At 43.9% G+C, this 12,778-nt stretch carries 12 protein-coding genes; 3 read left to right on the plus strand and 9 right to left on the minus strand.

All coding sequences use genetic code 11. The features are described 5' to 3' along the window. Positions 1-59: 59 nt before the first annotated feature. The 3 genes from ACJ9PY_RS24885 to ACJ9PY_RS24895 all read right to left on the minus strand — a co-directional run bounded on the left by ACJ9PY_RS24885 (position 60) and on the right by ACJ9PY_RS24895 (position 5,551). Entirely contained in the window at positions 60-1,847 is a 1,788-nt protein-coding gene (locus tag ACJ9PY_RS24885) for an acyl-CoA dehydrogenase family protein (protein ID WP_057278067.1), read from the minus strand. A 69-nt stretch (positions 1,848-1,916) separates the two neighbouring features. Continuing rightward, positions 1,917-3,095: an acetyl-CoA C-acetyltransferase gene (locus ACJ9PY_RS24890; protein ID WP_048688201.1), complete on the minus strand. Its 1,179-nt coding sequence runs from the start codon at positions 3,093-3,095 to the stop codon at positions 1,917-1,919. 71 nt (positions 3,096-3,166) lie between these two features. Next, positions 3,167-5,551 carry a 3-hydroxyacyl-CoA dehydrogenase/enoyl-CoA hydratase family protein gene (locus ACJ9PY_RS24895; RefSeq protein WP_063574747.1) on the minus strand — a complete coding sequence of 795 codons (2,385 nt, stop codon included), beginning with the start codon at positions 5,549-5,551 and terminating at the stop codon, positions 3,167-3,169. A 208-nt stretch (positions 5,552-5,759) separates the two neighbouring features. Between ACJ9PY_RS24895 and ACJ9PY_RS24900 the strand changes: the two genes are divergently transcribed. Next, positions 5,760-5,894 carry a YuzL family protein gene (locus ACJ9PY_RS24900; RefSeq protein WP_072273724.1) on the plus strand — a complete coding sequence of 45 codons (135 nt, stop codon included), beginning with the start codon at positions 5,760-5,762 and terminating at the stop codon, positions 5,892-5,894. A 49-nt stretch (positions 5,895-5,943) separates the two neighbouring features. Here ACJ9PY_RS24900 and ACJ9PY_RS24905 read toward each other — a convergent pair whose 3' ends face one another. Beyond that, the gene (locus ACJ9PY_RS24905; protein WP_328177766.1) at positions 5,944-6,861 is read right to left on the minus strand and encodes a proline dehydrogenase; all 918 of its coding nucleotides are present in this window, start codon (positions 6,859-6,861) and stop codon (positions 5,944-5,946) included. 145 nt (positions 6,862-7,006) lie between these two features. On the opposite strand from ACJ9PY_RS24905, the gene ACJ9PY_RS24910 reads away from it, so the two are divergent. Together ACJ9PY_RS24910 and ACJ9PY_RS24915 are read left to right on the plus strand one after the other, a co-directional pair. Then, entirely contained in the window at positions 7,007-7,288 is a 282-nt protein-coding gene (locus tag ACJ9PY_RS24910) for a hypothetical protein (protein WP_411739213.1), read from the plus strand. Positions 7,289-7,301: 13 nt separating this feature from the next. Then, complete coding sequence (locus ACJ9PY_RS24915) at positions 7,302-7,637, plus strand: spore coat protein (protein WP_063574745.1); 336 nt, start codon at positions 7,302-7,304, stop codon at positions 7,635-7,637. An 84-nt stretch (positions 7,638-7,721) separates the two neighbouring features. Here the strand turns inward: ACJ9PY_RS24915 and ACJ9PY_RS24920 are convergent, their stop codons facing one another. From ACJ9PY_RS24920 to ACJ9PY_RS24940, 5 genes are all read right to left on the minus strand, one after another. Then, the gene (locus ACJ9PY_RS24920; protein ID WP_063574744.1) at positions 7,722-8,894 is read right to left on the minus strand and encodes an FtsW/RodA/SpoVE family cell cycle protein; all 1,173 of its coding nucleotides are present in this window, start codon (positions 8,892-8,894) and stop codon (positions 7,722-7,724) included. Between the two features lie 146 nt (positions 8,895-9,040). Then, positions 9,041-9,922: a metal ABC transporter permease gene (locus ACJ9PY_RS24925; protein ID WP_034310101.1), complete on the minus strand. Its 882-nt coding sequence runs from the start codon at positions 9,920-9,922 to the stop codon at positions 9,041-9,043. After that, positions 9,919-10,842, minus strand: coding sequence for a metal ABC transporter permease (locus ACJ9PY_RS24930; protein WP_411739214.1), 924 nt, complete (start codon positions 10,840-10,842; stop codon positions 9,919-9,921). Before ACJ9PY_RS24930 ends, ACJ9PY_RS24925 begins: the two co-directional genes overlap by 4 nt. 10 nt (positions 10,843-10,852) lie before the next feature. Then, positions 10,853-11,608, minus strand: coding sequence for a metal ABC transporter ATP-binding protein (locus ACJ9PY_RS24935; protein ID WP_336058423.1), 756 nt, complete (start codon positions 11,606-11,608; stop codon positions 10,853-10,855). A gap of 12 nt (positions 11,609-11,620) precedes the next feature. Further along, positions 11,621-12,544: a metal ABC transporter solute-binding protein, Zn/Mn family gene (locus tag ACJ9PY_RS24940; protein WP_098864814.1), complete on the minus strand. Its 924-nt coding sequence runs from the start codon at positions 12,542-12,544 to the stop codon at positions 11,621-11,623. Between the last annotated feature and the right edge of the window lie 234 nt (positions 12,545-12,778).

A 12,778-nucleotide genomic window follows, 5' to 3' on the forward strand; every position in this document is an offset into this window, starting at 1 on the left:
CAAAGGAAATAAAGGGAATGCCTTTACGGGCATTCCCTTTACGGATTCTGACTCATTGCTTAAAGAGCATATTTTTCCGTTTCGATTACTTTGACGGATGCTTCGCGTTTTTTCGCAATGACATTGATCGGAGTGTGTCTTGTCAGCTTACGGAGCGACGAAAGCATGATGCGAAGAGTATCGCCTGTTTCCACCGCAATTAACGTTTCCTTTGCATGCTGTTCTATTTCATTGAAAGCTTCCTGAACGAAGATTTCAGTGTAAAGCACTTTTTGTTTGTTCTTCTCAAGACCTGTAGCTGCAATTGCTTTTTCCGTACGCAATACCACGGATTCAGCTGCATAGGCAAGGGATGCGATATCAGCAATGTTGGAGAGGATTTCTTGTTCTTGATCAAGATTTTTTCCGTATTTCTGTGCCGCAAGCCCAGCTGCCAGAATACCGATTTTCTTAGCGTTCCTAACAAGCATTTTTTCTTGTGCCAGTGGCTCATCGCCAGGTTCTTCCGGCATCATCATCATTAATTCCTCTTGCAGGCCTTGAGCTTTTTGAAGTAGCGGCAACTCCCCTTTAAGTGCTTTCTTTAGGAATGTTCCCGGGACAAGCAATCTATTGATTTCATTTGTACCTTCAAATATTCGGTTAATACGGGAATCGCGATATGCTTTTTCAATTTCATACTCCTGCATGAAACCGTAACCGCCATGAAGCTGTACGCCTTCGTCCGTAACGTAATCCAATACTTCGGAAGCAAAGAATTTATTCAATGAACATTCGATGGCATACTCAGCGATTGCAGCCGCCATTGATTTCCCATCTTTCACTTGCTCATCCGTCAATTTGCTTTGTCTTTGATCATAAAGGCCAACCGTACGATATACAGAACTTTCTGCTGCATAAATTTTAGCTGCCATTGTTGCAAGTTTTTCTTTCGTCAAGTTAAAATCGGAAATTTTCGTTTTGAACTGTTGACGTTGATTCGTATAAGCAGCTGTAATCTCAAGGGCACGTTTAGATCCGCCGACAGCACCGACGCCTAATTTATAGCGGCCGATATTCAGGATATTGAAAGCGATGATATGACCTTTTCCGGCTACACCCAAAAGGTTTTCGACTGGTACATGGACATCTTCGAGGATTAAAGTACGTGTAGATGAGCTTTTGATCCCCATTTTCTTTTCTTCAGCCCCAGTTGATACGCCTTTATAATCACGCTCAACAATGAAAGCGGAGAATTGTTCGCCGTCGATTTTGGCGTATACACAGAAGACATCTGCAAAACCTGCATTTGTAATCCATTGTTTTTCACCATTTAAAATATAGTGTGTTCCTTCTGCATTCAATTTCGCTGTCGTTTTTGCTCCCAAGGCATCTGAACCTGAGCTTGGTTCCGTTAAGGCATACGCAGCAATCTTCTCACCCGTTGCTAGTAAAGGAAGGTATTTTTTCTTTTGGTCTTCATTCCCGAATAATACGATTGGCAAAGAGCCGATACCTACATGTGCACCATGCGTAATTCCGAAACCGCCTGCAAGTGCCATTTTTTCCGTAATCAATGCCGAACTGATTTTATCGAGACCCAATCCGCTGTATTCCTCAGGGACATCAGCACCAAGTAAACCGATTTCACCTGCATGCTTCAGTAATTTAACGGAACGGTCAAACTCATGGTTTTCTAAATGTTCAACCTGCGGCAGAATTTCATTCACTACGAATTCCTCGGAAGTTTTGGCAATCATTTTATGCTCATCAGAATAATCTTCCGGTGTAAACACTTGATCATACGTAATATCTTCTATTAAGAAGGCCCCGCCTTTAATGAGGTTATCTGTAGTTTGATTTGACATGTTATTTCCTCCTATGTGTTTAAGATAGTAAACCCGCCGGAAGCATGACAGCTTCCGGAAGGGGTCGGATTACGCCATTAATTCAAACACTCCGGCAGCACCCATCCCGCCGCCGATACACATTGTCACGACTCCGAACTGTTGGTTTCTGCGCTTCATTTCATGAAGCAGGCTTAATGTCAATTTCGCTCCCGAACATCCTAGTGGATGGCCTAGGGCGATGGCTCCGCCATTTACATTGACAATCTCTTCATTCAATCCGAGCTCACGAATGATTTGAATGGATTGGGAAGCAAAGGCTTCATTCAATTCAAATAAACCAATATCCGATAATTCAAGACCCGCTAGCTTCAAAGCTTTAGGTATGGCTGCAATCGGTCCGATGCCCATAATTTCAGGCGGTACTCCTGCTACAGCAAAGGAACGGAACTTACCCATCGGTTTCATCCCCAAGGAAGAAGCCTTTTCCCCGTCCATGACCATGACCGCGGCTGCACCATCACTCGTCTGTGATGAATTCCCTGCTGTTACGGATCCCGTAACGGAGAATGCAGGTCTTAATTTTTTCAGCACTTCAGCAGTCGTTCCTGGACGAACGCCCTCATCCTGTGTAAAAGTAAATGATTTTTCCTTTAACTTAAGATCTGGCCCCACTGAACGAAGGGTAACGTCAACCGGTACGATTTCATCGGAAAACTTTCCTTCTGCAATGGCCTTAGCCGCCTTCTGATGACTTCTAACAGAAAATGCATCTTGATCGTCACGGGAAATGCCGTATTTCTTGGCAACGGCTTCAGCAGTGTGACCCATCCCCATATAATATTCCGGTGCCGTTTCCGCAAGTCTCGCGTTCGGTCGTGTTACATGGCCCATCATTGGCAAAAGGCTCATGGATTCCGCTCCGCCTGCAATGACTGTATCACTTTGGCCGAGCATGATCCTTTCCGCTCCATATGCGATACTTTGCAGCCCGCTTGAACAGTAACGATTAATCGTTATGGCCGGTACTGTATAAGGCAATCCTGCCAATGCTCCAATGTTACGCGCCATGTTCAAGCCTTGTTCCGCTTCAGGCATTGCACAACCGATAATCAGGTCATCTATCGTTCCTTCATAATTCCCTGCACGCTTTAACGTTTCCTTTACGACAAGAGCCCCTAAATCATCAGGGCGTACACTAGCAAGAGAACCTTTTTTCGCTCTTCCTACCGGAGTCCTTGCTCCAGCTACTATTACCGCTTCTTTCATGAGGATCCCCCTTACTCATTTTTAAGCTATCGATCTATTGATCTCGTTTTGGCCATATCTTCATCTATTCATCAATTACGGAGTGGTTTACCTTTAACGAGCATGTGCTGCATCCTTGCCTGGGATTTCGGAGTCGAAATCAGTTTTAGGAATGCCTGTTTTTCCAGGTTCAAGATATACTGTTCATCTACTTCCGTGCCAAATGGGAGTTTCCCCCCTGCCAGGACGTATGCCAGCTCTTTGGCTATGACAAGATCATGTTCAGATAAGAATCCTGAAAGGCGCATGGATTCCGCCCCTAATAGCAGTGCGGCATATCCAGTTTCACCTACGACAGGGATCTTTGTGCGTGCTGGAGCGGTATAGCCTTGTTCATGCATGGAAAGTACCGCCTGTTTCGCATCATATAGCTGATGATCTGCATTCACGCTTATTCCATCAGCTGAATCAAGGAAATTATTACCTCTCGCTTCCTCGGCGGAGGTCGAAACTTTTGCCATGGCGACCGTTTCAAATACTTGGTTGGCCACTTTCTGTAAGTCGAAGTCAACGCCCTTCGGCATATTCCTCAACGTCTTCACATAAAGTTCTTTAGTCCCGCCGCCGCCTGGGATCAAGCCGACACCAGGTTCCACCAGTCCCATATACGTTTCAGTCGTTGCCTGGATGCGCGCTGCCGGAAGGGACACTTCAGCACCCCCGCCAAGTGTCATATTAAACGGGGCAACCACTACAGGAACTGCACTGTACTTAATTTTAAGCATCGCCTGTTGGAATTGGCTGATGACCATATCGAGTTCAAAAATATTGTCATCCTGCGCTTCCATCAGCATCATTGCAATATTAGCTCCGACACAGAAATTCTTTCCTTGGTTTCCGATGACCAGGCCTTTAAAATTCGTTTCCGCTTCGTCAACCGCGGCATTGATCATTTGTATGATATCCAGACCGATTGCATTATTCGGCGAAGTGAATTCAAGCAGAGCCACTCCATCGCCGATATCGATCAAGCTTGCGCCACTGTTTTTCTTGATTACGCCTTTTTGCTTCTTGATCGCTTTAAGATTGATCACTTTAGGATTTTCGACAAGCTCTTTATATTCACCATTATCATAATAGTGAACTATGCCATTTTCTTCTTTATAGAAGGACGTGATGCCTTTAGCGAGCATATCCTTCACCCATTGCGGAACGGTGATGCCTTCCGCTTCCATTCGGGCTGCCGATTTTTCTACACCTATCGCATCCCAGGTTTCAAATGGGCCTGTGGACCATCCAAATCCCCATTTCATCGCTTGATCGATCGCCACGATGTCATCCGCGATATCCCCAAGCAGCTGGGCAGAATACACAAGCGCCGGATTCAGGACATTCCATAGCAATTGGCCGGCACGGTCTTCGCTATAAACAAGCGCTTTCATTTTATTATCCAAGCCCTTGGCCTGTTTAGCCATTTCGATGGAAGGCGTTTTTAATCTTTTTCGTGCAGCATATTCAAGGGTTTCGGGATTCAGTTCAAGGATTTCCTTGCCTTTTTTCAAGAAGAATCCTTGTCCTGACTTGCTTCCAAGCCACCCATTCTTAAGCATTTCATTCATGAAATCAGGTATCTTGAAAACTTCTTTTTCTTCTCCGTCCACCTGGTCATAAACGTTTCTGGCAACATGTGCAAAGGTATCCAATCCAACGACATCAAGTGTCCGGAAAGTGGCGCTAGTTGCCCTTCCAATCAACGGACCTGTAACCGAATCGACCTCACCGACACTGTATCCGCCTTTTTGCATTTCCCGCAAAGTGACCAATAAACCATAAGTTCCAATGCGGTTTGCGATGAAGTTGGGGGTATCCTTGGCTTCGACAACACCTTTTCCAAGAACATCTTCGCCAAATCGTTTCATATATTCGAGCACTTCTGGTGAAGTTGCCTTAGTAGGGATGATTTCCAACAATTTAAGATAACGCGGCGGATTGAAGAAGTGAGTTCCCAGGAAGTGCTTTTGAAAGTCCTCCGAACGTCCTTCTGCCATCGCTTCGATTGAAATTCCGGATGTATTCGATGAAACGATGCTTCCTGGTTTACGATGCTGATCAACCTGGGCGAATACGCTTTGCTTAACCTCAAGCTTCTCAACGACCACTTCGATGATCCAATCGACATCCTTTAAACGACTTATATCATCTTCCAGGTTTCCAGCCTCGATCAACGCGATGTTTCCCTTAGCCGAAAGCGGAGCTGGTTTCTGTTTTAAAAGTTTCGTAATCGCCGTTTGGCTGATGCGGTTACGCACTTGTTTATTATCTAATGTCAGTCCCTTTTTCTTTTCATCCTCAGTGAGTTCACGAGGTACAATATCCAATAATAAAGTCGGAATGCCGATGTTAGCAAGGTGTGCAGCAATCCCTGATCCCATAACTCCTGACCCTAGAACAGCAGCCTTTCGTATTTGTCGAACCAAGTTTATATCCCCCTTACACAATTTATTGAATGAATGCTCATTCATTTTTAATTCAAAAAAATTTTGAATATTTTTTCTTATTACTAATATAGAATATATTTGGAAATTCCGCAATGATTAAACAGGAAAAAATATATTTTTTTCTCCGCATTCTTTCGGTTATTTCTTCTCCGTTCAGTAAAAAATAACCGGGCAGGAGGTGACTTATATAATGAAGCGTAAAGATAATCCTTCTAAAGCAGCCGTGAGCGCAGCAAGTGTTAAAGGCAATGCCGGCCCTGGCGCTGAACGTCAACATGGAATCAATAAAGTGAACAGCCAGAACAATCAGTTCAAAAGATAATCCTTCTTGATTTGAGCAGCCGTCCCTTTTCCGGGGCGGCTCTCGCTTCCTATTTCTTGAATAGGCCTTTTAAAACGAAAGCAATATTGGCCGGCCTCTCCGCAAGGCGGCGCATGAAATATCCATACCAATCCGTACCATAAGGAACATACACCCTTACCTTATATCCTTCTTTAGCAAGTTCAAGCTGCTTTTCAGTGCGGATGCCATATAACATTTGAAATTCAAATGAATCCCGGGGTATTCCCTGATCTTTGACTAGGTCCCTCGTATAATCAATGATACTATCATCATGTGTGGCAACGGCTGTGTAATTTCCATTTTGCATATGCTTCTTGATGATTTTCTTGAAATTCTCATCCACATCTTTTTTTTCAGGAAAAGCCACGTCCCTTGGTTCTTTATAAGCCCCTTTAACAAGCCTTAAATTCGGATGGTATGCATCCAGCTCTTCAATATCCCTCTCAGTACGATACAGATAAGCTTGAATGACAGTCCCCAATTCATTATATTCAGACTTAAGGGTTTTGAATACATCCAAAGTCGGCTGACAGCGCGGAAAATCTTCCATATCAAGCGTCACGAAAACTCGATGGGCTCTAGCTTCATCCAAGATTCTCCGCATGTTATTCATTACGACTTGTTCGGACACATCCAAGCCCATCGAGGTCAGCTTCAGGGATAACTGTGAGTCCAGTTCATTTGTGCCAATCATCCGGATGGCTTCGATGCACTCTTCTGCCATCTTCCCTGCTTCTTGTTCATCTTCAATGAATTCACCCAAATAATCAATGGTGACAGCAAGCCCCTTCCGGTTAAGTTCAGCAATCACATCACATGCCATATCCAAGGATTCTCCTGCCACGAAGCGAGATGCACCAAACCGCAGCCCGTATTTTTTCGCTGCCTGTGTCATAGCTTTATTCTTTGATAAAAAAAGGAATAGATTTTTCAAAATCCTTTCCATCTGCATTCCCCTCCAAATCATTTTGGAAAATAGATGCACAAGATTATTTTACCATTTAATTCATTTTTCAGATATTTAGAATCAAGAATAAAAAATTTCATGAAGGGAAAATTAAGCCCGATTAAAGAACACATGAGGAGGTAGAATGATGGAACAGCAAAATTCGTTTAATAGCCAACAGCAGTCGACCGGCTTTATGAAACAGCCGCCGGAGATGGTTTCGGTGAAAGATAGCTTATACTTAACCGATATGCTTGCATGGAATCTGAATGCGGTTAAAAAAGCACATTTTTTTGCCACACAATGTAAGGACCAGCAAATCATTGATGCGTTAAATCGGTGCGGACTCATGCATCAACGCCATTACGATACCATTTTGAAACATTTGAACCCGGACCAAAATCAGAGTCAACAACAATATCAATAAAGGAGGGTTCTTGATGCCCAATGAAAACAAAGTCCAAAACCCTGAATCTCCCGTGGCAAAAACACCGCAAATGAATGACAGGGATTTTATAAATGATATGCTCACAACTGAAAAGTACTTTTGTAACTCCCTTTCCGTTGCCCTGCATGAAATGAGCAATCAAGCATTATTCCAAGACATTTTCTCCATTTCCAAAGAAAATCAGGAGATGCAGCGTGAACTCTATAACCTTATGTTCGAAAAAGGCTGGTATAGTTTAGAAAAGGCGCAAGCTTCCAGCTTAAGCCAATCGCATCAACAATTTTCCGGTTATAAAAATCAATTTCCATCTGGAACGAACATTCAATAAACAAACATTCAGGGGGGGTGGATACTGCTCCTTTTGTTTTTTTGCTACAAATAAAGCCGGCCCATCGGGGGCCGGCTTTAATTATTAGATATCCGTAGAAAACATATACTTCTTATAGTGATACCGAATGCTGAATATTAAGCCCATCGCCATCATGTTCCCCATGAGCGAGCTTCCTCCATAACTGACAAATGGAAGCGGAATCCCCGTAATCGGCAAAAGGCCTACAGTCATGCCGATATTTTGAAAAACGTGGAACGTCAACATGCTTATAACGCCAACACAGATATATGTATAGAAGTTATTTTTCGTGTCCATTCCCGTTTTTGTTATGTGGTAAATCAATAAGAAAAACAAGGAAATGATGATACTTGATCCGATGAAGCCGAATTCTTCACCGATGATGCTAAAAATGAAATCCGAATGACTCTCAGGCAAATACACTTCCCTCGAACCGATTCCCTTGCCCGTTGTCTGACCGGAGCCAATGGCCAGTAAGGATCTTGTTAGGTGATACCCTTCGGAGCTGGCATAATTATATGGATCCAGCCAAGAATAGATACGTCCGAATTGATAGGTTTTTACCCCTAAGTATTTTACCAGGATCTCCGGCTTCCAAATAACAAAGTAAAGGACCGTTGAAGCGACGACAATCCCTCCCGAAACGATTGGCAGCAGGATCTTCCATGATATCCCTGATATGAAAATCATTCCGAGCATGATTGACATGATGACAAGCGAGGTGCCCAAATCCGGCTGTTGCATGATTAACATTAAGGGCGCACCGGTCACAAGACCGATTTTAATAAGCAGCCAAATATCCGTTTGAATCGTTTTCAGCGTGTTTTTTAGATGATGGTTCGATATGACATTGGCTAGAGCCAAAATCAGGAAAACCTTCATGAACTCCGATGGCTGAATCGAACCGATTCCCGGAATGATGAACCAACTTTTCGCACCATTCCGGACAGGAACGATGCTTTCCGGCATAATGATCAGCAAAAAAAGTAAAAATAATCCGAAGCCATAAGCGTACCAAGAGATTTTCTTCAACTGGTCCGAATCCAGTGTAATGAACCCTAATACGATTCCAATCCCCACTATATACCAAAAAATTTGTTTAATTAAGAAGTTTTCAGCGTACTGTCCAGTCGTTTGGGCACTATAGATTGCCAGGCAGCTTCCAACGCATAATAACAGCAATATTGTGACCAAAGAAAAATCTATTCGAGATGAAAATTTATTTTGTTCTTCCATACTTAACTCTCCCTTAAAAAGGCTCCTGCGATACATCTATAAATACACTTATTCATTATACTTTAAACAAATAAAATCACAACTATATAGAAGAATAGTTTACAGGCTTCATGGAGTTATTTCCATGAAGCCTGCAGGCATGGGAGCTATGCGTGTGATTCCTTTGATTTTCTCCGTTTCAGCAATAGGCTGACCAATCCATTGCCTGGGGAGAAGAGAAAGGCCAATCCGAATAATATGGCGGCCGACCCCACCATGCAACCTGATATCGAGGCATCCAAAATGGTGGCTGAATAGTAGCCGATGACGGAACTTAGCACCCCGACCCCGATACTGACCAATATCATGCGGCTTAAACGGTCTGACAGCAGATAGGCCGTTGCCGCAGGTATGATGAGCATTCCAACTACTAAAATGGAACCTACACTATCAAAAGAAGCAACAGTTGTCAGTGAAATGAGGCTCATCAATAAGTAATGAAAGAACAGTACAGGAATTCCCATCGCGGCAGCAAGTGCTGGATCAAATGAAACGAGTTTAAACTGTTTGAAGAACAGGAAAATCAGTATGAGATTCAGGATAAAACAACTGCCGACTATCCAAACAGCTTTTGGTCCAGCCTCGATTCCCCCGATTGTCATCGTGTTCCACGGAGTATAGGCTATTTCCCCATAAAGGACATGTTCCAGGTCAAAATCTATTTGTTGCGTGTACAAGCTCACAAGTACGATCCCCGTAGCAAAAAGGGAAGTGAATACAATCCCGATAGCAGCGTCGGATTGAACGCCCGACGATTGGAAAAGCTGGATCAAGAACACGGTAAGCAAGCCGAGCGCAGCAGCCCCGATAAGCATGGGAACCGAATCACGGGTTCCGGTTATTAAAAATGCCAATACGATTCCCGGCAAAACGGAATGACTGATTGCATCCCCAATCAACGTCATTTTCCTGACTATCAAAAAACACCCTAATACACTGCAAGAACCCGCCACTAATGCTCCGACTAAGATAATCCAAAAATCATTCATGATGAGTGGCTCCCTTTCCTTCTATCCTGTTCGAGAGAATATTTCTTTTTTGTCGAAACCCTTCTCCATATAGATGAAAGCACTCCGCGTTTAGGTGCAAAAAGCATGGAAAAGAAAAACCATACCGTCGCGGATAAGACAATTAACGGTCCTGTCGGCAAATCATTGACAGATGTACTGATCAACGTTCCAGACACACCGCTCAACATTCCGAATATACCAGACAGGATGACCATGATATGCAGGCGCTCCGTCCAATATCTTGCGGATACCGCAGGTGTTATCAGTAAAGATGCCATCAATACGACGCCTACAGCCTGGATACCGATCACTACAGCCGCCACGATCAGCATCATTATGAAATAATCCAGAAAAACCACCGGCAATCCCATCCCCTTAGCAAACCCGGGATCAAAGGACAGTAATTTGAATTCTTTAAAAAATACGGTACAAGTGAAAATGAGAATGAAGGAAACCGTCATCATCATATATACATCGGACATGACCATTGACGCCGTCTGTCCGAATAAAAAGGTATCCAATCCACTCTGGTTTCCATACTCGCTCTGCTGGATTTGCGTAAGCATCACAATTCCGAAACCAAAGAAAGAAGTTAAGACGATTCCCAAGGCCGCATCCTGCTTGATCTTACTGTATCTCGTAAGCACACTGATCAAGAAGACAGCGACTAAGCCAGCCAGGGCGGCACCTATCAAAAAGTAGGAAGTGGATTTCACTCCAGTTAACATGAAGGCGACACAGATACCGGGTAACGCTGCATGTGCGAGCGTGTCGCCAAGCAAAGACTGCTTTCTGAGGTAGGCAAAGCTGCCGATGACCCCGCTGCTTAATCCGAGGAACATCGTGCCAAGCAATATCCACCTTGTATTTGGATCGGTGATAATGTCCATTATATTCATCGTGTACACCTCATTTTAATAAAAGGCCGGACTTTGTGTCTGATAGTATCGCTAGGCGGCCTCCATATGTTGCCTGTAGGTATTCGGGAATGAACACTTCTTCTGTCGGACCTATTTTCATCACCTTCTTATTCAATAACATCGTCCAGTCGAAATATTCCTTCACGGTGGATAGGTCATGGTGCACAACCAGAACGGTTTTGCCTTTTTCCTTCAATTCCATCAGCAATTGTATGATCGCTTTCTCTGTTGCGGCATCCACCCCTACGAACGGTTCATCCATAAAATAAATATCCGCTTCCTGTGCCAATGCCCGGGCCAGGAATATCCGTTGCTGCTGTCCGCCTGATAGCTGGCTGATCTGGCGGTTTGCGTATTCAGCCATCCCCACCTTCTCCAGGCACTCCATCCCCTTCTGCCTTTCGGACTTGCCTGGTCGCCTCAGCCATCCGAGATGACCATATCTGCCCATCATCACGACATCAAGTGCGTTGGTCGGAAAATCCCAATCCACTGACTCCCGCTGTGGTACATAGCCGATACTCTTCCTCATCGATTTATAAGTAGAGCCCTTGATAGTGATTTGCCCCGATATTTTCGGGATCAATTCGAGTATCCCCTTTATCAATGTGGACTTCCCTGCTCCATTGGGGCCAATGATACCGATTAAATTTCCTTCCGGCACCTCAAATGAGACATCTTCGACAACCGGCTTCTTATGATAAGCAATCGTTAAATTCTCGACCTTCAAAGCTGTTAGATTCATAGTTTCTCCCCCTTATTTCAAAGCACGGACGATGGTGTCCGTATTATGACGGACCATTCCGATATATGTTCCTTCTTCCGTCCCTTTTTCACCCATGGCATCCGAGAACAATTCACCGCCGATTTTCACCTTGTGCCCCTGCTTACCTGCTCCTTGAATGACAGCCTCGATGGCCTTCCTCGGTACGCTTGACTCAATGAAAATCGCTTTTATTTTGTTCTCCACAAGATAGTTCCGCATATCCGTCACATCTTTCGATCCATATTCCGATAATGTATTGATCCCTTGGAGCCCTCTTACGTCCAGGCCATATGACTGCCCGTAGTACCCAAAAGCATCATGTGCCGTAACGAGCACCCGTTGGTCTTCTGGCACTTTATTGATTTCCTCATGGACATATTTATCAAGTTCCTCCAATTGCAGAACGTACTCCTCATAATTTTCACGATACTCCGCTTCATGGTCCGGGTCCTTGGCAATCAATTCTTTCTTAACTGCCTCCGCCGCAACGATCCAAAGCTTTACATCAAACCATACGTGGGGATCATGCTCCTTTGCACCCACTTTGCGAAGTTGGTTCTCCTTGAAGTCTTCCGTTACGGCAATCGTCGGTTTATCCTTGCTCATCATTTCAAATATATCCGTCATTTTCCCCTCAAGATGCAATCCGTTATAAAAAATCATATCAGCCGAATCCAATGTCTTCACATCACCCTGCGTCGCTTTATATAGATGGGGGTCGACTCCCGGTCCCATTAAACTTGTGACCTCGACATGTTTACCGCCGATATTCTCAACCAAATCCCCAATCATTCCCGTTGTTGTAACGACATCCAGCTTGCCATTGCCATTATCGCTTTCGGCCGTATCATTGCCGCACCCCGTTAAAACCAGCAATGCAGCAATCACGCCTCCAATAGATTTAAGAAAACCCATCCATATTCCCTCCCTTTTTCATCTTTCTAAAATAGTTTGCCATGTGCAAAATTAAGTGTAAATTTTTTTCATTGTCGCAAACGCTAAAAAGTTTCCTCTACACAACTTATTTTATACTATACACAAATATACAAAAAAAGTGCAACTATTTTTAAACATTTCAAAAAGGCGAATGACTTTTACACACAGCAAAAACTGTCAGGAGGCTCCACTAGGCAGCTTCTGACAGTCAGT

It is taken from the genome of Peribacillus sp. S4, from assembly GCF_046715815.1.
Lineage (GTDB): Bacteria > Bacillota > Bacilli > Bacillales > DSM-1321 > Peribacillus > Peribacillus frigoritolerans.